Origin of the sequence: Roseibium algicola, from assembly GCF_001999245.1 — a bacterium.
Lineage (GTDB): Bacteria > Pseudomonadota > Alphaproteobacteria > Rhizobiales > Stappiaceae > Roseibium > Roseibium algicola.
On the sequence record NZ_CP019630.1, the window covers coordinates 5,640,487 to 5,663,391 of the forward strand.

The following is a 22,905-nucleotide window of genomic DNA, read 5'->3' on the forward strand; positions in this document are numbered from 1 at the left end:
CATTCATTTTGTGAATGCTGCAAAAAAGAATAACGAATTCAGCAGTGTGCGATAAAGTGATCACCTGTCCACCGCAAATTTTCTGCGCCTCTTCTGGTCTGTCGCAATTTCGCAACATTGTGTGATAAGTTTGCCGCAAATACAGCAAGACAGTCCGCATTTGGCGAGCTGAAATCAAAAGAGACCGAATGATACTGGAAGCAGTACAAGAACCCGTCGCTCAATCCAGCGCCGCAGGCAAATTCTGGCGGCGCGTGGGTCTTGCGATCATCCTGCTTGCCCTCGTTTCCATCGGCGTCACCTTCGTTATCCTGATGGGGTTGACGTCCATCGATCCCACGCGGGAAGTCATCATGGTCGCGATGACCATAAATGGTGCGCTCGCGGCAATTCTCGTGGGTGTAATAGCCTTCGAGATCCTGAAGTTGTGGCAAGCTCGGCGGCGCGGACGGGCTGCTGCTCGCCTTCACGTGCGGGTCGTGGCCCTGTTCAGTGTGGTTGCGGCTGTGCCGGCCGTTCTCATGGCCATTCTGGCAGCGATTACGCTTGACCGGGGTCTTGATCGCTGGTTCGAGGACCGGACGCGTCAGATTATCGACAACGCCCTGACCGTTGCTCAGGCCTATCTTCAGGAACACGCCAGGGTTCTGCGCGGCGACCTGATCGCCATGACCAACGATATCGACCGGGCGAAGGCGGTTTATGAATTCGAGCCGACCCGTTTCGATCAGTTCTTTGCCACGCAGGTTTCCCTCCGCGGTATCCTCGCGGCCTTTATCCTGAACGAAAACGGTGAGGTGGTCACCCGCGTCGTCATAGATCCCAACGCGGAAGTGCCGCTGCCGCCTGCCGACAGTTTCTTCAAGGCCAAATCCGGGGATCCGATCCTGATCGCACCGGGAAGTTCCAATCTTGTCGGCGGTGTCATGAAATTGTCCGCCTATGACAATTTCTATCTCTATGCCGTTCGCGCCATTGATCCGCGCGTTGTCGAATATCTGCGTCTTGCCGAGACGGGTGCTTCGCAATACCAGCAGATGGAGAATAGCCGCTTTGGCGTCCAGGTGGCCTTTGCTCTGGTCTATCTCGGCGTTGCGCTGGTGTTGCTCTTGTCGGCAATCTGGATAGGTTTCGGGTTTGCCAATCGACTTGTTTCGCCGATCCGAACGTTGATTTCGGCAGCAGACGAGGTGTCCAAAGGCAATCTCGTCGTCAAGGTTCCGACCGAGAAATCCGGTGGTGACCTCGCCAACCTGGGCGAAACCTTCAACAAGATGACCGGTCAGCTTCTTGGGCAGCGTGATGCGCTACTGGCTGCGAACGAGCAGATCGACCGCCGCCGCCGCTTCAACGAAGCGGTTCTTTCCGGAGTATCCACCGGCGTCATTGGCGTTGACGATGAAGCCTCGATCATGCTGATCAACCGCTCGGCCCTGGAATTGCTGCAGCTGGATGAAGTGCAGATTCTCAACAAGTCTCTGATCGAGGTGGTGCCGGAGCTGAACGACTGCATTTCCGATGTCTTGAAGAATGACAGTGACAGGGTTCCGGAAACGCAGATCGAGATCACGCGGGGCGGACGCCTGCGTACGATCAACGTGCGTATAACGAGGGAGCAGTCTACCCGGCGCGAACATGGTTTTGTGGTGACGCTGGATGACATTACAGATCTGGTTTCGGCACAGCGCAATTCGGCCTGGGCAGATGTTGCCCGGCGCATCGCGCATGAGATCAAGAATCCGCTGACACCGATCCAGCTCTCGGCAGAACGCATCCGTCGCCGCTACGGCAAACGCATCGAGGAGGACCGGGAAGTCTTCGATCAATGCATCGACACCATTGTTCGGCAGGTAGGAGATATCGGCCAGATGGTGGACGAGTTCTCGTCCTTCGCCCGTATGCGCAAGCCAACGAAGACATCTGGAGATCTGCGCGAGGCGGTGCGCGATGCGGCGTTCATGCAGTCGGTGGCAAATCCGGAAATCAGTGTTACCGCGGATGTTCCGTCTAGTCCGGTGACGGCTGTCTTTGACGCACGTCTGATTGGCCAGGCTCTGACCAATGTGGTCAAGAATGCTGCGGAGGCGGTGAGTGCGCGTATCGGAGACGATTTGCCCAAAGGCAAGGTGACCGTGCATTTGCGCGGTGAACTGGAAGACGGCAGCGGCCGGATCGTGATTGATGTCATCGACAATGGCATCGGGCTGCCGGAAGAAAATCGCAGCCGGCTTTTGGAACCCTATATGACAACCCGGGAGAAGGGGACGGGCCTTGGCCTTGCCATCGTCCGCAAGATCCTGGAAGACCACGGCGGTGGCATCGAATTGCTCGACGCCCCCAAAACCAACCCTGAGGACACGGGCACGCTCGTTCGACTGACATTGGCAGCACATGCCGAGATCGAGCCGGAGACCGACCTGCAAAACCAGACTGTGACTGCCCATGGCGCATGATATTCTTGTCGTAGACGACGAAACCGATATTCGCGAAATGATTGCCGGCATCCTGGATGATGACGGTTATGGAACGCGGACCGCGCACGATTCAGACAGCGCCCTGGCCGCAGTGAAGGAGCGCAAGCCTTCGCTTGTCATTTTGGATATCTGGTTGATGGGAAGCCGCCTCGACGGCCTTGCCCTGCTCGATATCTTCCGTGAAACGGATCCTGAAATGCCGGTCGTGATCATCTCCGGTCACGGCAACATTGAAACAGCGGTCTCTGCCATCAAGCGCGGGGCCTACGATTACATCGAAAAGCCGTTCAAGGCAGACCGGCTGGTTCATATCGTCGAGCGCGCCCTGGAAGCTTCCAGCCTGAAACGTGAAATCCGCGATCTGAAGCAGCGCAGCGGCGAAACCAGCGAAATCATTGGCAACTCCTCGGCAGCTCACAACCTTCGGCAAACCATCCAGAAGATTGCGGGAACGAACAGTCGTATCCTGATCGTCGGTCCTTCCGGTGCAGGCAAGGAGCGTGCTGCCCGGATGATCCACGATATGTCGCCGCGTGCCAAAAGCCCGTTCGTTGTGCTGAACGCTGCAACCATCACGCCGTCGCGGATGGAAGAAGAACTCTTCGGCATCGAGGATGAAAACGGCAATCTGCGCAAGATTGGTGCGCTGGAAGAAGCCCATGGCGGTACGCTTTACCTCGACGAAGTCGCCGACATGCCGGCCGAAACCCAAGGGAAAATCCTGCGGGTTCTCGTAGAGCAGAGCTTCGCCCGTGTTGGCGGCACCCAGAAGGTTCAGGTCGACATTCGCATCCTGTCCTCGACATCGAAAAACCTCGAAGAACACATTGCGTCGGGACTGTTCCGGCAGGATCTCTATCACCGTCTGAGCGTGGTTCCCCTGCGTGTGCCTGGTCTTGCAGAACGACGTGAGGATATTCCGGTATTGGTGCATCACTTCATGCACCAGATTTCCGGTGCTTCGGGCATTCCGCAAAGGCCTATCGGTGATGACGCCATGGCGGTTCTGCAAACGCATGACTGGCCGGGCAACGTGCGTCAGCTACGCAACAACGTCGAACGCCTGATGATTCTGAGCCGCGGCGATCCGGACAGCACCATCACCGCGGATTTGCTGCCAGCGGAAATCGGAGAAACTCTGCCGAGCCTGCCCACGTCAGGTACGGGGGAACACCTGATGTCCGTTCCACTGCGCGAGGCCCGGGAGATCTTCGAGCGTGAATATCTTCAGGCTCAAATCAAGAGATTTGACGGGAACATCTCGCGGACTGCCGAATTTGTCGGTATGGAACGGTCTGCGCTTCACCGGAAGCTGAAAACCCTGGGCATGACCTGAGGCACTTCGGGAAGCGATAGGTAACGGCAAGGCGGGAAAGGGATCTTTCCATGAAAATCGTGATTTGCGGCGCGGGGCAGGTGGGCTACGGCATTGCCGAGCGTCTTGCTGCGGAACAGAACGACGTGTCCGTGATCGATTCTTCTCCCCAACTGATCAACGCCATTGGCGATCAGTTGGACGTGCGTGGCTTTGTCGGGCATGGCGCGCACCCGGACGTTCTTGCACAGGCCGGGGCCGAAGAGGCCGACATGATTGTTGCCGTCACGCTTTATGACGAGGTCAACATGGTGGCCTGTCAGGTGGCGCATTCGCTCTTCAACGTTCCCACGAAGGTCGCCCGTATCCGGGCGCAATCCTATTTGCAGGGGCGCTGGCGCAATCTGTTTTCGCGCGATCACATGCCGATCGACGTGATCATCTCGCCAGAAATCGAAGTTGGCGAGATGGTACTGCGCCGTCTGGCGCTTCCAGGCGCTGTCGAGACTGTCCGGTTTGCCGACGACCAAGTTGTTGTCGTCGGGATCATGTGCGAGGAGGACTGCCCGGTGGTGGACACTCCCTTGCGCCAGCTTACCGAACTCTTCCCGGACCTTGGGGCCGTTGTCGTCGGCCTTTATCGCAACAACAGGCTGTTTGTCCCCAAGAGCAGTGATTCCATTCTGACGGGTGATCTTGCCTATGTGGTTGCCCGCCGCGACCAGGTTCGTAGAACGCTGAGCATTTTCGGCCACGAGGAACCGGAAGCGGCCCGTGTCGTGATTTGTGGTGGTGGCAACATCGGGCTCTATGTCGCCAAGGCACTTGAACAGCGTCAGTCCGGAACGAAGATCAAGCTTATCGAAGCTTCCCGTGAGCGGGCGATGGCTGTTGCCGATGAGTTGAAGCGATCGGTCATCCTGCATGGCAGCGCACTGGATCAGACGATCCTGAATGAAGCCGATGCCGGCGATGCCGATACCATGGTGGCTCTCACCAACGAGGATGAAGTCAACATTCTGTCTTCCGTCATGGCGAAGAAGCTTGGCTGCAAACGCTCCTTGTCGCTGTTGAACAATCCGAGTTACCCGGCTTTTGCCAATGCGCTGGGGATTGATGCGTTTATCAACCCGCGCGCCGTAACCATCTCTCGCATTCTCCAGCACGTGCGACGTGGTCGTATCCGCGGCGTTCATTCGCTTCAGAACGGGGCTGCGGAAATTGTCGAGGCGGAAGCGCTGGATACGTCGCCGCTGGTCGGCAAGCCGCTTAGGGTTATCGATCTGCCGTCCGGTATCCGCATTGGTGCGGTTTTCCGCGGCGGCGAGGTGCTTACGCCTAATGGTGACCTGCAGATTCAGGCGCAAGACCGTATCGTGATCTTCGCGGTTGCGAACCGCGTGCGCCAGGTAGAACAGATGTTCCGCGTCAGCCTTGACTTCTTTTAAGGCTGAGTGGCTTCTTTCTGGCCTTGCTTTTGTCTGACCGAAAGGTCAAAACTTTCAAAAATACCAATCGGTTCGTTTCGAACCGTCCTGTTCTGGAGGAACCATGAGCCGGATTGCCTATGTCAACGGCCAGTATGTGCGTCATGCCGATGCTGCGGTGCATGTTGAAGACCGCGGTTATCAGTTTGCCGATGGCGTTTATGAAGTCTGTGAAGTCTGGCAGGGCAAGATTGTCGACGTTCCGCGCCATCTGGACCGCCTGGGTCGGTCCTTGAGTGAGCTGCGCATAGACTGGCCAATGGCTCGCAACGCCGTGGAATTCGTGCTGCATCAGGTAGTCCGTCGGAATCTGGTTCGCAACGGACTGGTTTATATTCAGGTGACGCGCGGTGTTTCCAAGCGAGATCACTTCTTCCCGCCGGCGCATGTTGCGCCGTCGATCGTGGTGACCGCCCGTTCGTCCAGCCCGACTGCTGCCAAGGCACAGGCCGAACAGGGGATCTCGGTGTTCAGTTATCCGGAAAACCGTTGGCCGCGCGTCGATATCAAGACCGTAGCGCTATTGCCGAACGTGCTGGCGAAACAGAACGCCAAGGAACAGGGCGGCAAGGAAGCCTGGTATGTGGATGCCGACGGCAATGTCACCGAAGGCGGATCGACCAACGCCTGGATCGTTACCAAGGAAGGCGTTTTGGTCACCCGGCCGGCCGAGAGCGGGATCCTGCGCGGTATCACGCGCGCCGTGGTTCTCGATCTCGTCCAAAAGGAAGGGCTGACGTTTGAGGAAAGACCGTTTAGCCTTGAGGAAGCTTTCGATGCGAAGGAAGCATTTGTCACGGCAGCGACGACTGTCGTGATGCCTGTGACACGTTTGGACGGCAGGATTATCGGAAACGGTCATCCTGGATCGGTGGCAACCCGATTGCGCGAATTGTTCCATACTGCTACTGATTTGCAGGCGGTATGATTCGATTGGCCTTATTGGGTCGAAAGTACGAAACTATTTTAGACCGAGGCAGACGGTCTTGACTGGTGGGCTATACGAAAAGCGGGCGGTGCGTCAAACATTAGTCATTGATACTGAACGGCTTTTGACGGTAGGCTGCTGAAACGCCGGATGCTCGGCCGCATCCGGGGCAAATAGGATAAAAAGACTGATGGCTGAGCGCGCACAAAATCTCCAAGACACTTTTCTTAATCACGTTCGCAAGCAAAAAACTCCTCTGACGATTTTTCTGATCAACGGTGTGAAATTGCAGGGTGTCGTGACATGGTTCGACAACTTCTGCGTTCTGCTGCGTCGTGATGGGCATTCCCAGCTGGTTTACAAACACGCGATTTCCACAATTATGCCAAACGGACCTGTTCAACTGTTCGATCAGGCTGAGGAAAACGCTGAAAAGGCAAGCTGATTGAAACCGAAGTCTCGCGCAGACGATTTTTCTAAATCCAACGGTTCCGAGGAACCTGGCCAGAAATCTCTAAGGTTGAAAGATACTGGGGTGGACCATCTGCCCCAGCCCTTCCGTGCGATGATTCTGGAGCCGGTTCTGCAGTTGCGTGGCGAAACTGCGCAGGCAGAACTTCGCGGCAATCGCAGCCCGGAGGCGCGGCTGGAAGAAGCCCTCGGCCTGAGTGCTGCCATCAATCTCAATATCGCGCATTCCGGCGTTGTCCGGGTCAACAATCCCAAACCCGCAACCCTGTTTGGAGATGGCAAGGTTGCCGAGCTTGCCGGGATCGTTGCAAGCGAGGACCTGGATCTTGTTGTCATAGATCATCCGCTCACCCCGGTTCAGCAGCGCAACCTTGAACGCCGGCTGAAGACCAAGGTCATCGATCGCACAGGTCTTATCCTGGAGATCTTCGGCGACAGGGCCCGCACCAAGGAAGGTCGGCTTCAGGTCGATCTGGCGCATCTGACCTGGCAGAAGAGCCGTCTCGTCCGCTCCTGGACCCACCTCGAACGCCAGCGCGGCGGTGCAGGTTTCATGGGCGGTCCGGGTGAAACCCAGATCGAGGCCGACCGGCGCCAGATTCAGGACCGGATCATTGCGCTGCAGAAACAGCTGGAACAGGTTCGCCGGACGCGTGACCTGCACCGCAAGAAACGCAAGAAAATCCCGCAGCCGGTTGTTGCGCTGGTCGGTTATACCAATGCCGGTAAATCGACGCTTTTCAATCGGATGACCGAATCTGACGTTTTTGCCAAGGATCTTCTGTTCGCCACGCTCGATCCGACCTTGCGCAAGGTAGCCTTGCCGCATGGCAAGGAAGTCATCCTGTCGGATACGGTTGGGTTCATCTCCGATCTTCCGACCCATCTGGTCGCCGCATTCCGGGCGACGCTGGAAGAGGTGCTTGAAGCGGATCTCATTCTGCATGTGCGGGACATTTCGCATCCGGACACCGAAGCGCAGGCAGAAGACGTCAAGAAGACGCTGACTGATCTTGGTGTTGACGCGTTGACAGGCGCGCCGATCATCGAAGTCTGGAACAAGATCGACTGCCTTGATCCGGCTTACCGCGAAAAGTTGCTGGAAGATGCCGGTGAAGAGGGTCCGATTGCCCTTTCCGCGCTGACCGGCGAAGGGATCGAGCAGCTTTATGCCCGTGTCGATGCTTTCATGGCGCAGCACGACGACATCCTGACTGTGAAGATCCCCGTTGCCGATGGCGCTCTGCTGGCGAAACTTTATCAGATGGCAGAGGTGCTGGAACGCACCGATGCCGAAGATTTCGTAACGGCGGAAGTGCGCGTTTCCGACAAGCAACGTGGCCCGTTTCGCGAGCTTTATGCCGCTTATCTTTAGCTAGTCGGATAGAAAGCCGGAACGAGCCGAGCAGGGGGAACTATTTGTTCTTCGCGGCCTGCCAGGCAGCTTCCATCTCATCCAGCGTCATCGCTTCAAGTGTCGTGTCCGTTTTCACTGCATGAGCTTCAATGGCTGCAAAACGCTTGCGGAACTTCCGGTTTGTGCGCCTGAGAGATTCTTCCGGATCGATGTCCAGATGCCGGGCGAGGTTTGCAAGCGCGAACAACGTGTCGCCGAGTTCGTCGGAGATCCGGTCTTTGTCCGGAACGGTTTTGGCAAGTTCTTCGTCGAGTTCGTGGGTTTCTTCTCTGATCTTGTCCAGAACCAGTCTGGCATCGTTCCAGTCAAAACCAACCCTTGAAGCCCGTCGCTGCAGCTTGTCGGCTTCCTGAAGGGCCGGGAAGGCGGTCGGGACGTCGTCGAGAAAGCCCTTTTGCGCTTCTTCCATGCCGAGCGCTTCCCTGGCGGACCTCTTTTCCGCTCGTTCTTCAGCCTTGATCCGTTCCCAGATACCTTTGACCAGCTCCGGTTTTTCTCCGTTTTCGTCACCGAAAACATGGGGGTGCCTGCGGATCAGTTTTTTTGTGATGGCTTCGACCACATCGCCAAAGTCGAAGTGGTCGTCTTCTTCAGCCATGCGTGCATGGTAGACGACCTGAAGCAACAGATCGCCGAGTTCCTCGCGCAGTTCCACCAGATCGTTCTTGGCAATGGCATCCGCGACTTCGTAGGCCTCTTCCAGCGTATAGGGCGCGATGGTCGCGAACGTCTGTTCCAGATCCCAGGGACAACCGGTCACAGGTGTTCTGAGCGCTGCCATGATTTCGATAAGGCGGGAAATGTCGCGGCTGGGAGTCATGGAACGGAAACATCCTGTCTGCTTGTCATCCGGATGATGCCTTTTGGCATATCCGGGATGACAAGTGGAGAGGCAAATCACCCCCTGACGGACGGATGCCAGAAGGTGACGGCGCGTTCCAGGAGCGCGACGAGGCCGTAGAACAGCGATCCGGCGAGGGCGGCAACGGCGATTTCTGCCCAGACCATGTCAACGTTCATGCGGCCGACCTCCGTTGAGATGCGGAAACCCATGCCGACGATTGGTGTGCCGAAGAATTCAGCGACAATGGCACCGATCAGGGCGAGCGTCGAATTGATCTTCAGCGCATTGAAGATGAAGGGCATGGCCATGGGCAGGCGCAGCTTGAAAAGCGTCTGCCAGTAGTTGGAGGCATAGGTGCGCATCAGGTCGCGTTGCATGGCATCAGACGCGGCAAGGCCGGATACCGTGTTCACCAGCATAGGGAAGAAGGTCATGATGATCACGACCGCTGCCTTGGACGGCCAGTCGAAGCCGAACCACATCACCATGATGGGGGCGACACCGATGATCGGCAGTGCAGATACCAGATTGCCGATCGGCAGCAGCCCGCGGCGCAGGAACGGCACCCGGTCCACCAGAATTGCAGTGATGAACGCCGAACCACAACCGATGGCGTAACCGGCCAGAACGGCTTTCAAGAAAGTCTGGCGAAAGTCAGCCCACAACGTTGGCCCGGAATTGGTCAGGCGAACCCAGATTTCGGAAGGGGCTGGCAACAGAACCTTCGGAACGCCCGCGCCAGTGACCACGATTTGCCACAGTACAAGAAGGGTAATGCCAAAGAGTGCCGGAATGGCGAGGTTGATGAGCCGGGCTGCAAGCGGCGACAGGTTTCGCCATGTGGCAAGACGCTCAACGAAGAGCCAGGCCGCTGCCCAGGTTGCTGCTACCAGTGCCCAGAAACCGAGCGTGGCCTGCCCGACATGGTGCGAGGAGGTTGAGATCAGCAGCCAGGCAGCAATGGCGGTAATGATGCCGAGGACAACGTCTCCAAAGGGGTTGCGCATGAAGCCAAGTTCGTAGCGTACACCGGCGACTGCCAGGATGACCAGGCAAAGGGCAAGACGCGGAACATCCATGATGCCGTAGTCCGGTCCGAAGATCGGACTGAACAGGCCAACTACCACCATGGCTACGATGAACCAGGCCAACAGCGCCGGCATATCGAGGCGGCTCTTTTTTGCGGTCATGGTGCTCATCCGGCCATCCCCATGCGTTTCAGCGTGCGCTTCTCGATCATGCCTATCAGGGCAACCAGAGACCCTGCCAAAAAGGCGGCCATCAGAAGTGCCGACCAGATTTGGACAGTCTGGCCGTAGTAGGAGCCGGCAAGCAAACGCGCGCCGAGACCGGCCACGGCACCTGTCGGCAGTTCACCGACGATCGCTCCGACGAGAGAGGCAGCCATGCCGATTTTCATCGAAGTGAAAAGGTAGGGCACTGCATAGGGCAGGCGCAGTTTCCAGAAAGCCTGGAAGCGCGTCGCCGAATAGGTGTGCATCAGGTCCATGTGAATGACTTCAGGTGATCTCAGCCCCTTCACCATGCCGACCGTGACCGGGAAGAAGGACAGGTAGGTGGAGATCATGGCTTTGGGCAGCAAACCTGAGATCCCGACGGCGTTGAGAACGACGATGATCATCGGCGCGATGGCCAGAATGGGAATGGTTTGCGAAGAAATGACCCACGGCATCAATGATTTGTCGAGAACACGCGAATGAACGATGCCAATTGCCAGAAGAATGCCGAGTGTCGTGCCGATCAGAAACCCGAGAAGCGTCGAAGAGAGTGTGATGCCCGTATGATAGACCAGCGATCGCTTGGAGGTGATCTTCTTGTTTACAGTCGTGTCCCAGATTTCCACAATCACCTGGTGCGGCGCAGGCAGGACCGGGCGCTCCTGGTAAAGCGTATCGGTGACCAGTTGAGAGAACCCGACATCATTTTGTCCGGCGCGCTCATACATGTCTTGCTGGAATGGGGTGTTGAGTGCGACTGCGGCGACATACCAGAGCGCTATGATCGCCAATACGACGACGGTGACCGGACCGACCGTTCCAGACATCAGACCGGCAAATGGGTTCGTGCTACGGGTCTGCGAAAGAGAGGCGTCAGTCATGTATCCGCGCCTTTCCTGCAATCGCAAAAATGCGCTGCCAAACCCTGGTTGCAACACCATCAAGGGCCTGGATTTCCACGGCAGGGTCGACTTCAACAAATGTCGCAGGTCGATGCGATTTAGTCTTCATAGGAGTGTCCTGCCTTCAAGCCATCCCGTACCCGGTGGGCGATTTTCAGGAACTCCGGTGTCTCGCGAATATCGAGACTGCGATCGCGTGGCAGATCGCTTTCGATCACGTCGTAGATACGGCCCGGGCGAGGGCACAGTACGACGATCTTGGTCGACAGGAACACCGCTTCCGGGATCGAGTGAGTTACGAAGACAACGGTCTTGTTGGTCTTGGCCCAAAGCTGCAGCAATTGTTCGTTGAGATGGTCGCGGACGATTTCGTCGAGCGCACCGAAGGGTTCGTCCATCAGGAGCAGATCCGGCTCGACGGCGAGGGCGCGGGCGATCGACGCGCGCTGCTGCATGCCGCCTGAAAGCTGCCAGGGATACTTCTTTTCGAAGCCGGTGAGGTTCACCAGCTCCATGTTTCGGGAAATCCGCTGTTGCTGCTCGGCCTTTGAAAGCCCCATGATCTCAAGAGGCAATGCCACGTTCTTGGCAATCGTTCGCCAGGGATAAAGGGCGGCAGCCTGAAAGACATAGCCATAGGCCCGATTGAGACGTGCTTGTTCCGGAGAGACACCATTGACCGTGATGGACCCCGCGGTCGGCTTTTCAAGATCGGCGATAACCCTGAGCAATGTGGTCTTGCCGCAACCCGACGGACCGATGAAAGAAACGAAGTCTCCCTCTTCGATCTTCAGATCGATGTCTGAAAGCGCGTGAACCGGGCCGTCGTTCGTCTCGAATGTCAGCGAGAGGTTCTCGATATCGATCACCCGGTTCGGGCTGGCGCTTTGTTTGTTTTCCACCATTTCGGTGTCCTTTGCGCTGGCAAGTGCAGTCATCAAGTTCCTCGCGGCACGAGTCGGGTCCGGATTGACGTATTCGTTTCTTGAAGGCCCCGCCTGTTTGAAAGGCGGGGCCGGATTGGATCAGACGCCGCTGGCAGGAATGCCGGTGCGTTCCACCTTACGCGGTGCCGTCAGTTCCTTCCACGTGCTTAGCGCCTTGTTGACGGCCTGATACGGCTTGCGGGCGACAAATTCACCATGGCCCTGGCTGTGGTTGACGGTGCCGTCTTCCACCGCGACGCGGCCACGGGTGAGTGTGTAGCGCGGCAGCCCCTTGACGGCCTTGCCTTCGAATACGTTGTAATCGATGGCGGACTGTTGGCTGGAGGCGGAAATGGTTTTCGATTTTTCCGGATCCCAGACGACAAGATCGGCATCAGCGCCAACCAAAATTGCTCCTTTTTTCGGATAGATATTCAAAATCTTTGCAATATTGGTTGAAGTGACTGCGACGAATTCATTGGGTGTCAGGCGACCTGTATTCACGCCATATGTCCACAACATCGGCATGCGGTCTTCAAGACCACCGGTGCCGTTCGGGATTTTGGTGAAATCGCCGACACCGGTGCGCTTCTGATCGGTGGAAAATGCGCAATGGTCGGTCGCAACCACCTGCAAGGAGCCGGACGCGAGACCTGCCCAGAGGCTGTCCTGGTGTTTCTTGTCGCGGAACGGAGGCGACATGACCCGGCGTGCGGCGTGGTCCCAGTCGGCGTGCTTGTATTCGCTGTCATCCAGCGTCAGATGCTGGATGAGCGGTTCGCCATAGGCACGGATGCCGTTCTGGCGAGCCCGGCGAATGGCCTCATGCGCCTGTTCCGAAGACGTGTGAACGATATAGACCGGTACACCAGCCATATCCGCGATCATGATGGCGCGGTTGGTTGCCTCGCCTTCCACTTCCGGCGGGCGGGAAAAGGCATGTGCTTCGGGGCCATTGTTGCCTTCCGCCAGCAGCTTTTGCTGCAAGGTGGCGACGACATCGCCGTTTTCCGCGTGCACGAGAGGAAGGGCGCCAAGCTCGGCGCAGCGTGAGAACGAGGCGAACATCTCGTCGTCATTCACCATCAGGGCGCCCTTGTAGGCCATGAAGTGCTTGAACGTGTTGATGCCCTTCTGCTGGACGACGGTCTGCATGTCGTTGAAGACCTGTTCGCCCCACCAGGTGATCGCCATGTGAAAGGAATAGTCGCAATGGGCCATCGATGACTTGTTGTCCCACATCTGCAGGGCTTCCAGCAGCGACTGGCCAGGTGAGGGCAGGGCGAAATCAACGACCATGGTCGTGCCACCGGCCAACGCTGCGCGTGTGCCGCTGTCGAAGTTGTCTGAAGAGAATGTGCCCATGAACGGCATTTCGAGGTGGGTGTGCGGATCGATGCCACCCGGCATGATGTAACAGCCGGTCGCATCCAGGGTTTCGTCACCGGACAGGTTGGGGCCGATTTCGACAATGCGGCCACCTTCGATTTTCACATCGGCTTCGTAGGAAAGATCGGCAGTTACAACCGTACCGCCCTTGATCACTTTGCTGGCCATTTGTGTTCCCCTTCTCGTTTGTTCACTCGTCCGGTGTGTTGCGCCGGAAATTTCCTTCGTCAGCCTGCCTCATGGACAGGTTTGTACCGGTGACGTCAGATCCCGGTCTTTCAGGATCATCGCGATGTTCTGCCGCGCTGCGACTTCGCAGGCTTCTTGAAAGTCTATCGGCCGGTCCGTGTATTCTGCATCGAAGATCGGCTTGCCTGCCCGGACATAGGCGTTGACGTCGTCGCACCATTTGTCCTGAAAACAGCTTTCGGCGATCAGGAAGTCCATGTGGCCGATCAAATCGGCAGTCAGGTCGGGCACATTCTTCTGCCCGATGCCGAGATCGAGAGAATGAGCAATGGCGGCCAGTCTGGCGACATAGGCAACAACGTCGTCTGCGGTGATCGGAAACCCGCTGTCGTTGTCATGAACGTCCATGTTGTCAGGTTCAATCGCGTCGAAACCCTCGTTCCTGCAGGCTTCGAAGCGGGATTTCATGATCGGAAGCAGGACATCAAGACGGCGGATATCGAGAAAACGCTCGTCCGGCCAGTCTTCATAGGTTTTGCCGAGCACGTCATCCGGAAATACCTTGAAATCCTCGGAGGTATTTTCTAGGGTTCCGATGCTGACATAGCAAATGGTGCGGACACCTTTTTGCCTGAGAGCTGCCAGGTCATCCGGCGTCACAAGGTCTGGGTGCAGATCCAGAACCCTGACTTTCCTGTCGAGATCGACCGGCTCAGTGAGCTGCCAGTCCCAGCTGTCTCCAACGGAAAAGGCAAAGGCAGGTGCTGCGGCCCAAAAATGGGCGCAGACCATTGCCAATGCCTTTCCGTTAAAAGTCATGTTCCTCTCATTTCCCTGTAACGGGCCTCGGTTCAGGTCCGGGGCAGCCAGGTGTTCGCTCAATCCGGTCGCTGGCGCGACAGGTTGGCCGATGTTTGTGCTATTCCACGATCCCCGCTGTTTCGACCACTGCGTGGAACAAGACATCAGCACCCGCTTTCGCCCAATCCTTGGAGATCTCTTCTGCCTCGTTGTGCGACAGACCGTCGACGCAGGGGCACATAATCATCGCAGTCGGCGCGACCTTGTTGATCCAGCAGGCATCGTGACCGGCGCCGGAGATGATGTTTTGATGGGAATATCCAAGACGCTCGGCAGCGTTGCGAACCGCCTCGACGCATCCCTTGTCGAATTCTACCGGGTCGAAACCGCCGACTTTTTCAAATTCGACGTCCAGTCCCATGTCATCGCAGATCTTCTTGGCGCCTGTCTTCAGCCGATCTTCCATATCCTTGATGACGGCGAGATCCGGAGAGCGGAAATCGATCGTGAAGACAGCCTTGCCGGGGATCACGTTTCGTGAATTCGGGAAAACCTCGATGTGGCCGGCAGCTCCCACCGCATGTGGAGCATGCGACCAGGCGATTTCATCAACCAGTTCAAGAATGCGGGCCATGCCGAGGCCGGCGTTCTTGCGCATGGGCATCGGCGTGGAGCCCGTGTGGCTGTCCTTGCCGGTTACCGTCACTTGCGTCCAGGAAAGGCCCTGGCCGTGGGTCACGACACCAATATCCTTGCCCTCGGCTTCGAGGATCGGACCCTGTTCGATGTGGAGTTCGAACATTGCGTGCATCTTGGTCTTGCGCGCACCGACTTCTTCATCGCCAACCCAGCCGATGCGCTTCAACTCGTCGCCGAACTTCAAGCCTTCGTGGTCGGCCCGGTCATACGCCCAGTCCTGTGTATGAACACCTGCAAAGACGCCTGACGCAAGCATTGCCGGTGCAAAGCGAGTGCCTTCCTCGTTGGTCCAGTTGGTGACCACGATCGGGTGCTTGGTCTTGATGCCGAGATCGTTCATGGTTCGGATGACTTCCAGTCCTCCGAGTACACCCAGAACGCCGTCATACTTGCCGCCGGTCGGCTGAGTATCGAGGTGCGAGCCGACATAGACGGGCAGGGCGTCCGGGTCTGTTCCCGGCCGCGTCATGAACATGTTGCCCATGGTGTCGACCGCCATGGTCATGCCGGCTTCCTCGCACCATTTCTGGAACAGCTTGCGGCCCTCGGCGTCGGCATCGGTCAGCGTCTGGCGATTGTTGCCACCGGCAACACCCGGACCGACCTTTGCCATCTCCATCAGACTGTCCCAGAGGCGTTCTGCGTTGATCCTCAGGTTTTCGCCGGGGGCTGCCATGCTTGTGTCTCCTAAAACGTGTCTTTGTCTCTGGTCTTGCCGGATATCAGTCGATCGCGTTCAGCACGCTGCGCAGCTTGCCGAACAACTCGTCGATCTGTTCCTTTGAAATGATCAGGGGTGGGGACAGCGCGATGATATCGCCTGTCGTGCGGATCAGCAGCCCGTCGTCGTAGGCCTTCAGGAACGCCGAGAACGCCCGTTTCGTCGGTTCCCCTGCAATTGGCGTCAGTTCGATTGCGCCAATCAGACCGAGGTTGCGAATGTCGATGACATTCGGGCAATCCTTGAGTGAATGCAGACCGTCTTCCCAATATTGGGCAAGGTCAGCCGCACGTGTCAGCAGGCCTTCTTCGTCGTAGGTGTCGAGTGTTGCAAGAGCGGCTGCGCAGGCGAGCGGATGCGCGGAATAGGTATAACCGTGGAACAGCTCGATCATGTGTTCCGGGCCAGTCATGAACGTATGATAGATGTCGGACGTACAGAACACCGCCCCCATCGGGACGACGCCGGACGTCAGGCCCTTCGCTGTTGTGACAAGATCCGGCGTTACACCGAAGAAGTCAGTCGCAAACGGTGACCCCAGACGACCGAAACCGGTGATAACTTCGTCGAAAATCAGCAAAATGCCATGCTGAGAGCAGATTTCGCGCAGGCGCTCCAGATATCCCTTGGGCGGGATCAGAACGCCGGTCGATCCGGCGACCGGTTCAACGATGACAGCTGCGATGGTCGATGGATCATGAAGCTGAATGATACGGATCAGCTCTTCGGCATATTCAGCGCCGTTTTCCGGCATGCCGCGGGAGAATGCATTGCGCTCGGGATCGTGCGTATGGCGCATGTGGTCGACGCCGGTGAGCATCGTGCCGAAGGTCTTGCGGTTGGAGACGATGCCGCCAACCGATATGCCGCCAAAGCCGACACCGTGGTAGCCACGTTCACGGCCAATCAAACGGGTGCGAGTGCCCTGACCGATCGCGCGCTGATAGGCGAGCGCGATCTTCAGTGCGGTATCCACGCTTTCAGATCCGGAATTGGTGAAAAAGACATGGTCCAGCGGGGAGGGCATCATGGCCGCGAGGCGCGCAGCAAGTTCAAATGCCTTGGGATGGCCCATCTGGAAGGCGGGCGCATAGTCCAGCTCGGCAATCTGCTTCTGGACCGCTTCAACGACCTTGGGACGGGAGTGACCGGCGTTGCAGCACCAGAGGCCGGCCGTGCCGTCGAGAACCTGTCGGCCGTCGGCGGTGGTGTAATGCATGTCCTTGGCCGACACGAACATGCGTGGGGCCTGCTTGAATTGCCGATTGGCCGTGAACGGCATCCAGAAAGCTTCGAGATTGTTGGTGGCAGCCTGGCTCGATGCTGACATACGTCCTCCTTGCGACCCTTCGTGCTTGAAGCGGCCGACTGTTGCTGATTTGTGATGGAAGGAATAGCACGCGCACTGCGTCAACGGCAGTGCCGACTGCGCTGGTCCTCTCCCCACACTGTTCCCTGGCGTTCCGGATGGGCTTTTGCCTCTTTCCCGTTCGCCTAAATCCTCTGTCTGGCCTTGCAGCCGCCCCGGTTTGCCGGGATTTCCGAACTGGCCGATGGCTGCCGTTTGTTCAAGACATCCCCATTGCGAGGGACGGATCAATCGACTAGCCTTCTGACCATCTGGTCAATTTACCCTAGGAGGGATTTGACCAAATGGTCAAGATGCAAATCCGGTCGTCATGACTAATTTCTGGTCATTCTCTCCGGTGCTGAACTTGCCAGTTGTGAAATCGGTGTTTTTTCCGGAAAAATGCCGTGTGAATTGGGTGTAGGGTTGGGACCCTTCGCGGCAGAAAGCGGAACGGTAGATGGCAGATTTGGGCGAGCAGACGCAGGCATCCTTTAAATCAGGCGGGCTTAGCCGGATCCAGGAAAAGAACCGGTCCCTGATTCTGGAGGCGGCGCTTGGCGAGTTTTCCATGAAGGGATTTTCCGGCGCGACAGTTGAGCGGATCGCTGCAGATGCGGGAATGTCGAAGTCCAACCTGCTCTATTATTTCTCCTCCAAGGAGGCGATCTATAGCGCGACGCTGGCCCATATTCTGGAGGTATGGCTTGCCCCTTTGAAAACGCTCAATCCGGATGGGGAGCCGGCGCAGGAACTGGCTGCCTATATTCGCCAGAAGATCGAAATGTCTGCCAGGTTTCCGGAAGCCTCAAAGCTGTTTGCCAACGAAGTGATGCAGGGCGCGCCACAGATATTGCCGATCCTGCAAACGGATCTGAAGCGTTTGGTGGCCGAAAAAAGTCAGGTGATCGAAGACTGGATAGCGGCAGGCAAGATGCGAAGTGTCGATCCTGTCCATCTCATCTTCACGATTTGGGCAACCACCCAGCATTACGCGGACTTTTCGGTGCAGATCAAGGCGTTGACCGGGAAGGACCTTTCCGACGCCGCCTTCCAGGCCGAAACGGAAGCCGCGGTGACGTCGCTTATCTTGAACGGTGTCGGCCTGAAGTTGCCGACCGAGAGCGATCAGGCGGTATGAGCGGCGAGACGGACGATCCCTTTGCTGCTTCAAAGATTGCGGTGACCGGACGGCTGTTCATCCTCAAGGAGGATCTCACAGAAGATTTCATTCGCGCCTCCGGGCCTGGCGGGCAGAACGTCAACAAGGTCTCAACGGCAGTTCAACTTCGGTTCGACCTTGCCGGCAATGAAACACTTCCCGAAGACGTCAAGACGCGAGCGGCGAGGCTTGCAGGCAGCCGGCTGACACTGGGCGGCGAGATCGTCTTGCAGGCGGATCGGTTCCGGACCCGCGAACGGAATCGGGAAGACGCGTTGGAGCGTTTGCTGGACTTGCTGCGAAAAGCTACGGAAAAGCCGAAACCCCGCAAGGCCACGAAACCGACCCTCGGATCCAAGAAGCGTCGTCTCGACGCCAAGAAACAACGTGGTCAGATCAAGAAAATGCGCGGCCGTTCAAGTGGTTACGACGGTTAGCGGACGTAGAGCATGGCGTCGATTACATGACCGTGCCGTACATGCGTGCAGCAACCCTAGATATATTTACCTATAGTTCACGTTAAACAAGATTCAAGAAGATGTCGCTAGTGTGGTGCGGGAAAACACCTACCTAAAGGCGATTTCTTATGACGTTGTTATTGCCGCAAAGTGACTGGCGAGAAATCGTCGACGCATTTAGTCGTTCTCAAGCGATCATACAATTCAAACCCGATGGCACAATTTTGGAAGCGAACGAGAATTTTCTCAGGACCTTCGGGTATTCACTGGATGAAATAAAAGGACTACATCACAGGATGTTCGTCGATCCGGACTATGCGAAGTCGTCCGATTATGAACGTCTTTGGATCGCTCTGGCGAAGGGAGAGTTCCAGTCTGCTGAATTTGCCCGGATTGCCAAGGGAGGCAAGGAAGTCTGGATCCAGGCAACCTACAATCCGGTCATCAGCAGGTCGGGGACCGTTCGTAAGATCGTCAAGATCGCGACCGATATTACCGAGAAGAAACGAAAGGCGCTTGAAGCCCAGGGGCAGATAGATGCAATCAACCGGTCGCAAGCCGTTATTCAATTTGATCTGGACGGCACGATCCTCGATGCGAATCCGAATTTCCTGAAGTCGCTCGGTTACGAACTTTCGGAAGTGAAGGGCAAGCACCACAGCCTGTTTTTGGATCCGGAAGATCGAAACAAGCCAGAATACAAGGCTTTCTGGCGCAAGCTTGGAGAAGGGGCTTACCAGAGCGGCGAGTTCAGACGCCGGCACAAGGACGGTAGGGATATCTGGATCCTGGCTTCCTATAACCCGATCCTAGATGCCGCCGGACACCCGTTCAAGGTCGTGAAATTCGCGACCGACGTAACCTCCGAAAAGCTTCGAAACGCCGAATATGAAGGTCAGATCGCAGCAATCAGCCGTAGCCAGGCGATGATTTCCTTCACCAGGGAAGGGATCATTCTCGACGCGAACGAGAACTTCCTGCGTACGACCGGGTATTCTGCCGCTGAGGTGGTCGGTAAACATCACCGCATGTTTGTGTCACCCGATTACGCACAGAGCAAGGAATATGCCTCGTTCTGGAAGGAACTGGGGGACGGGAAACATACGTCGGCCATCTATCAGCGCTACGGCAAGAGTGGCGATCCAATCTGGCTGCAGGCGACCTACAATCCGATCTTCGACGCGTCCGGTCGGCTCATCAAGATTACCAAGTTTGCCACCGACGTTACGCAGAACATGAAGTCACGACAGACAGCCATTGCGGCCGCCGAGGAGACACTTGGGACTGTTGAGCAGACAGTTGCTTCTGCCAGGGAAATTACCGGCTCTGCACAAGATGTGTCGCGTGGAATGGACGAGGCGCAGCGCGCGGTCGATGACATGCAAACCCGCTCCGAAGCAGCCGGAAGGTCCACCGAAACTCTCCGCAATGCTGCGGCTTCCATGGACGATGTCGTGCAGCTGATTTCGAAAGTTGCGGATCAGATCAACCTATTATCTCTCAACGCAACGATAGAGGCCGCCCGCGCAGGCGAGGCAGGACGGGGCTTTGCTGTTGTGGCGAACGAAGTCAAGGATCTCGCGAGCCAGACATCTCAGGCAACAACGCGCATTTTCGCCGAGATCGAGGAGATGCAGACCGTTGCGGGAGCTGTAGATGAAGCGCTGAAGGCCATCCAGTCGTCAATCACCGAAGTGCAGGAACTGGTTCAGGGAACATCAACTGCAGCAGAACAGCAATGCGCCGCAACTGACGAAATCAGCAGCAAGTTGATGCTCGCATCCGAAAATGTTGCGTCCGTCTGCAGCAATCTGGACAATTGGGTCGTCGGCATGGAAAACCGGCGGAAAAGCGAGCGAACCCGCGTTCATCAACATGCCGAAATCAGGTTTGGCGACAATGAGTACCTGCAGTGTTCGGTGAGGGACATTTCCGAAACCGGAGCACGGCTTCATCTGACAAATGCCGGAAATGTTCCGAGCCAGTTCACACTTCATTTCAACGATGGAAAGGCTGAAAGAAGTTGCCGCCTTGTGCGCAGGGATGGCGACAACATCGGCATAGAATTCGTGAAGAACGTTCTTGCGTTGAGCGCATGACGGCCAAGTTTCAAATATCCCGTTCTGCCCGAGTAATGCCGTGGGTGATCAGACGATCGATGATCTCCGGATAGCTGACGCCACTTGCAGCCATCGCTTTGGAATACATGCTGATATTCGTAAAGCCGGGGATGGTATTTAGTTCGTTCAGCAGGAAATTCATTTCCTGCGTCACAAAAAAATCGACGCGGGCCATGCCGTCGCACCCCAGGGCCCTGAACGCCCTTGCCGCCAGATCCTGCATCCGGCCTTCGACATCGTGCGGCAAATCTGCAGGTACCTTCAAGGCCGCGCCATCTTCGTCGACATATTTTGCGTCATAGGTGTAAAAGCCATGGCTTTCGGCAGGAACAATTTCGCCCGGCCTGGAGACGAACAGTGTGCCGTCGCTTTCCTCCAGAACCGCGAACTCGATTTCGCGACCAAGAACGAACTCTTCGGCAAGAAGCTTGTTGTCGTGCTTGAATCCTTCCTTCAACGCGGCCTCAAAATCGTCTGCCGTCTGAACCTTGCTGACACCGACCGAGGAACCCTGGCGGGCAGGTTTGATGAATACGGGCAAACCAAGTTCGCGCTTCAGGCGTTCGAAGTCCGGCACATCGTCCGGCCGAATTGTGAGTGATTTGGCCGTGGGGAGGCCGGCCTCGATGAGAAGCCGTTTTGCAAGATCCTTGTCGAGTGCATTTGCGGACCCTGCGATACCGCATCCAACGAGCGGAACCCGGGCGACTTCAGCAAGTCCCTGTACCGCACCATCTTCGCCATGGAGGCCATGAAGCACGGGAAAGACCGCGTCAAGCTTGGCAAAGTCACGAGGCAACCCGTTTTCATCCAGTGCAATCACTCGGCCACAGCCACCTGGAACCGGACAGATTTCAATGCCAGTTGTCGGCCGGCTCAAAAGTCCATTCTCAAAATTGCTCAGCAGCCATTGTCCTTCACGGGTGACGTAGACCGGAACCGCGTCATACTTGGAAGGATCGAGCGCGTTCATGACATTTGTGGCGGAAAGGACCGAGACTTCGTGTTCCGCAGATCGCCCGCCAAACAGGATGGCTACACGCAGTTTTTGAGAAAGATGGGCCAAAAAAGGTCTCCGATAGAATCGAATATGCAAATCAAAAGCTGCATCAGCGATAGCGCGATATTGTGGCTACGCAAAGTCTGGCTGGCGGCGTACTCGGGTCCAATTCACTGAGACCCGGTTTGGACGCACGATAAGACAGTGTTGTTAGCAAATGGCACCGTTTCGCCAGGACGAAGGAGAGGGGGCAGGGATGGTATCTAGAAACACCGGGCTGCCCGGAAAAACCGAACAGGCGCCTTACCTTGATGAACTGACCTTCATGGGGAGTATCAAGCCCCATTGTGTCGCCTGGGAGGTACCAAACACTTCAAAGCCTGCCTTCTCATACGCTGAAATGGCACGAGTGTTGTCCGGGTGGGGATCGGTCGCAACGACCGGGACGCCGGCCTCGAACAGTGCCTTCAGGTGCTGCGCGATAAACGCAGGGCCGTGCCCTTTACCTGTCATGTCTGCTTCGCCGATGTACTGATCGATGCCCCGAGATCCCTTGGGTAGCGAGAAAAAATGGTGATCTTCCCAGTCGTGAACGCTGTAGTCCTGCAAGTAGGCGAAGGGGCGCTGGGTTGTCTCAACAATCCAGCGCTTCACCCGAGTGTCTTTGAGTTTTTGCGCAGTAAAGGGCTCGGCCGTGTCCCACCACTTGCGGACATGCGGTCGCGACTGCCATTCCGCCAAGAGAGGTAGATCTGCCGGGGTCACTTCTCGAAAAGTGTAACGTTCGCTTGCTGACATATCAGAACAATATCATACAGACATAAGCACCGGCGTCAGGCGCGTCGATACTGTGTGCGGTTCAGACTAGCTGCGAGAAGTGCAGTGTTTTTCGGGGAATAATCTAGTAATAACAGTAGCTTATTAACTTGTGCGGGAAGGGGTGTCCAATCCGGATCTGTGATCTGCCGGAGATGAGAGGCATTGTTTGAGGCAGGTTTTGAACCGCCGCAAAGGCC

19 protein-coding genes are annotated in these 22,905 nt (G+C 56.8%); 9 read left to right on the plus strand and 10 right to left on the minus strand.

Going from position 1 to position 22,905, the window contains the following annotated elements:
• The first annotated feature begins 188 nt into the window (after positions 1 to 188).
• From B0E33_RS26190 to hflX, 6 genes are all read left to right on the plus strand, one after another.
• The gene (locus B0E33_RS26190; RefSeq protein WP_077292825.1) at positions 189 to 2,453 is read left to right on the plus strand and encodes a sensor histidine kinase NtrY-like; all 2,265 of its coding nucleotides are present in this window, start codon (positions 189 to 191) and stop codon (positions 2,451 to 2,453) included.
• A complete protein-coding gene (gene ntrX / locus B0E33_RS26195; protein WP_022998586.1) occupies positions 2,443 to 3,810 on the plus strand; it encodes a nitrogen assimilation response regulator NtrX in 1,368 nt (455 codons plus the stop codon). Before B0E33_RS26190 ends, ntrX begins: the two co-directional genes overlap by 11 nt.
• Positions 3,811 to 3,860: 50 nt before the next feature.
• Entirely contained in the window at positions 3,861 to 5,237 is a 1,377-nt protein-coding gene (trkA, locus tag B0E33_RS26200) for a Trk system potassium transporter TrkA (RefSeq protein WP_022998587.1), read from the plus strand.
• A gap of 103 nt (positions 5,238 to 5,340) precedes the next feature.
• Positions 5,341 to 6,204 (plus strand): D-amino-acid transaminase, encoded by an 864-nt coding sequence (locus B0E33_RS26205; RefSeq protein ID WP_022998588.1) that lies wholly within the window; start codon positions 5,341 to 5,343, stop codon positions 6,202 to 6,204.
• A gap of 187 nt (positions 6,205 to 6,391) precedes the next feature.
• Positions 6,392 to 6,649, plus strand: coding sequence for an RNA chaperone Hfq (gene hfq / locus B0E33_RS26210; protein WP_173006241.1), 258 nt, complete (start codon positions 6,392 to 6,394; stop codon positions 6,647 to 6,649).
• Positions 6,650 to 6,769: 120 nt separating this feature from the next.
• On the plus strand, positions 6,770 to 8,050 hold the full coding sequence (gene hflX, locus B0E33_RS26215) for a GTPase HflX (protein ID WP_077293697.1): 1,281 nt from the start codon (positions 6,770 to 6,772) through the stop codon (positions 8,048 to 8,050).
• Between the two features lie 40 nt (positions 8,051 to 8,090).
• On the opposite strand, the gene mazG is transcribed toward hflX, so the two are convergent.
• From mazG to aptA, 8 genes are all read right to left on the minus strand, one after another.
• Positions 8,091 to 8,912: a nucleoside triphosphate pyrophosphohydrolase gene (gene mazG, locus B0E33_RS26220; protein ID WP_077292826.1), complete on the minus strand. Its 822-nt coding sequence runs from the start codon at positions 8,910 to 8,912 to the stop codon at positions 8,091 to 8,093.
• Between the two features lie 77 nt (positions 8,913 to 8,989).
• The gene (locus tag B0E33_RS26225) at positions 8,990 to 10,135 is read right to left on the minus strand and encodes an ABC transporter permease (RefSeq protein WP_077292827.1); all 1,146 of its coding nucleotides are present in this window, start codon (positions 10,133 to 10,135) and stop codon (positions 8,990 to 8,992) included.
• Positions 10,132 to 11,055: an ABC transporter permease gene (locus B0E33_RS26230; RefSeq protein ID WP_077292828.1), complete on the minus strand. Its 924-nt coding sequence runs from the start codon at positions 11,053 to 11,055 to the stop codon at positions 10,132 to 10,134. Before B0E33_RS26230 ends, B0E33_RS26225 begins: the two co-directional genes overlap by 4 nt.
• A gap of 119 nt (positions 11,056 to 11,174) precedes the next feature.
• Positions 11,175 to 11,981 (minus strand): ABC transporter ATP-binding protein, encoded by an 807-nt coding sequence (locus B0E33_RS26235; RefSeq protein WP_031268472.1) that lies wholly within the window; start codon positions 11,979 to 11,981, stop codon positions 11,175 to 11,177.
• A 120-nt stretch (positions 11,982 to 12,101) separates the two neighbouring features.
• Positions 12,102 to 13,559, minus strand: coding sequence for a dihydropyrimidinase (gene hydA, locus B0E33_RS26240; RefSeq protein ID WP_077292829.1), 1,458 nt, complete (start codon positions 13,557 to 13,559; stop codon positions 12,102 to 12,104).
• A 69-nt stretch (positions 13,560 to 13,628) separates the two neighbouring features.
• Entirely contained in the window at positions 13,629 to 14,399 is a 771-nt protein-coding gene (locus tag B0E33_RS26245) for an endo alpha-1,4 polygalactosaminidase (protein WP_077292830.1), read from the minus strand.
• A gap of 100 nt (positions 14,400 to 14,499) precedes the next feature.
• Positions 14,500 to 15,756 carry a Zn-dependent hydrolase gene (locus B0E33_RS26250; RefSeq protein WP_055654352.1) on the minus strand — a complete coding sequence of 419 codons (1,257 nt, stop codon included), beginning with the start codon at positions 15,754 to 15,756 and terminating at the stop codon, positions 14,500 to 14,502.
• Between the two features lie 46 nt (positions 15,757 to 15,802).
• The gene (gene aptA, locus B0E33_RS26255) at positions 15,803 to 17,131 is read right to left on the minus strand and encodes an omega-aminotransferase AptA (RefSeq protein ID WP_022998597.1); all 1,329 of its coding nucleotides are present in this window, start codon (positions 17,129 to 17,131) and stop codon (positions 15,803 to 15,805) included.
• Positions 17,132 to 17,609: 478 nt separating this feature from the next.
• Here aptA and B0E33_RS26260 point away from each other — a divergent pair, with 478 nt between their 5' ends.
• From B0E33_RS26260 to B0E33_RS26270, 3 genes are all read left to right on the plus strand, one after another.
• A complete protein-coding gene (locus tag B0E33_RS26260; protein ID WP_022998598.1) occupies positions 17,610 to 18,290 on the plus strand; it encodes a TetR family transcriptional regulator C-terminal domain-containing protein in 681 nt (226 codons plus the stop codon).
• Positions 18,287 to 18,748 (plus strand): alternative ribosome rescue aminoacyl-tRNA hydrolase ArfB, encoded by a 462-nt coding sequence (gene arfB, locus B0E33_RS26265; protein ID WP_077292831.1) that lies wholly within the window; start codon positions 18,287 to 18,289, stop codon positions 18,746 to 18,748. Before B0E33_RS26260 ends, arfB begins: the two co-directional genes overlap by 4 nt.
• Positions 18,749 to 18,897: 149 nt before the next feature.
• Positions 18,898 to 20,868, plus strand: a complete 1,971-nt coding sequence (locus tag B0E33_RS26270; protein WP_167579601.1) for a PAS domain S-box protein — start codon at positions 18,898 to 18,900, stop codon at positions 20,866 to 20,868.
• Positions 20,869 to 20,878: 10 nt separating this feature from the next.
• Here the strand turns inward: B0E33_RS26270 and B0E33_RS26275 are convergent, their stop codons facing one another.
• Both B0E33_RS26275 and B0E33_RS26280 read right to left on the minus strand, forming a co-directional pair.
• Positions 20,879 to 21,955, minus strand: coding sequence for a D-alanine--D-alanine ligase family protein (locus B0E33_RS26275; protein WP_077292832.1), 1,077 nt, complete (start codon positions 21,953 to 21,955; stop codon positions 20,879 to 20,881).
• Between the two features lie 237 nt (positions 21,956 to 22,192).
• Positions 22,193 to 22,687 carry a GNAT family N-acetyltransferase gene (locus B0E33_RS26280; RefSeq protein WP_077292833.1) on the minus strand — a complete coding sequence of 165 codons (495 nt, stop codon included), beginning with the start codon at positions 22,685 to 22,687 and terminating at the stop codon, positions 22,193 to 22,195.
• Positions 22,688 to 22,905: the final 218 nt, after the last annotated feature.

What these genes read in the sequence shown, in the direction of transcription:
- aptA (WP_022998597.1), bottom strand. Translation starts at nt 17,131, where the DNA reads ATGTCAGCATCGAGCCAGGCTGCCACCAACAATCTCGAAGCTTTCTGG.
- arfB (WP_077292831.1), top strand. Translation starts at nt 18,287, where the DNA reads ATGAGCGGCGAGACGGACGATCCCTTTGCTGCTTCAAAGATTGCGGTG.
- mazG (WP_077292826.1), bottom strand. Translation starts at nt 8,912, where the DNA reads ATGACTCCCAGCCGCGACATTTCCCGCCTTATCGAAATCATGGCAGCG.
- B0E33_RS26270 (WP_167579601.1), top strand. Translation starts at nt 18,898, where the DNA reads ATGACGTTGTTATTGCCGCAAAGTGACTGGCGAGAAATCGTCGACGCA.
- B0E33_RS26205 (WP_022998588.1), top strand. Translation starts at nt 5,341, where the DNA reads ATGAGCCGGATTGCCTATGTCAACGGCCAGTATGTGCGTCATGCCGAT.
- B0E33_RS26245 (WP_077292830.1), bottom strand. Translation starts at nt 14,399, where the DNA reads ATGACTTTTAACGGAAAGGCATTGGCAATGGTCTGCGCCCATTTTTGG.
- B0E33_RS26260 (WP_022998598.1), top strand. Translation starts at nt 17,610, where the DNA reads ATGGCAGATTTGGGCGAGCAGACGCAGGCATCCTTTAAATCAGGCGGG.
- trkA (WP_022998587.1), top strand. Translation starts at nt 3,861, where the DNA reads ATGAAAATCGTGATTTGCGGCGCGGGGCAGGTGGGCTACGGCATTGCC.
- B0E33_RS26190 (WP_077292825.1), top strand. Translation starts at nt 189, where the DNA reads ATGATACTGGAAGCAGTACAAGAACCCGTCGCTCAATCCAGCGCCGCA.
- B0E33_RS26225 (WP_077292827.1), bottom strand. Translation starts at nt 10,135, where the DNA reads ATGAGCACCATGACCGCAAAAAAGAGCCGCCTCGATATGCCGGCGCTG.
- hydA (WP_077292829.1), bottom strand. Translation starts at nt 13,559, where the DNA reads ATGGCCAGCAAAGTGATCAAGGGCGGTACGGTTGTAACTGCCGATCTT.
- ntrX (WP_022998586.1), top strand. Translation starts at nt 2,443, where the DNA reads ATGGCGCATGATATTCTTGTCGTAGACGACGAAACCGATATTCGCGAA.
- hflX (WP_077293697.1), top strand. Translation starts at nt 6,770, where the DNA reads ATGATTCTGGAGCCGGTTCTGCAGTTGCGTGGCGAAACTGCGCAGGCA.
- B0E33_RS26280 (WP_077292833.1), bottom strand. Translation starts at nt 22,687, where the DNA reads ATGTCAGCAAGCGAACGTTACACTTTTCGAGAAGTGACCCCGGCAGAT.
- B0E33_RS26250 (WP_055654352.1), bottom strand. Translation starts at nt 15,756, where the DNA reads ATGGCAGCCCCCGGCGAAAACCTGAGGATCAACGCAGAACGCCTCTGG.
- B0E33_RS26230 (WP_077292828.1), bottom strand. Translation starts at nt 11,055, where the DNA reads ATGACTGACGCCTCTCTTTCGCAGACCCGTAGCACGAACCCATTTGCC.
- B0E33_RS26235 (WP_031268472.1), bottom strand. Translation starts at nt 11,981, where the DNA reads ATGGTGGAAAACAAACAAAGCGCCAGCCCGAACCGGGTGATCGATATC.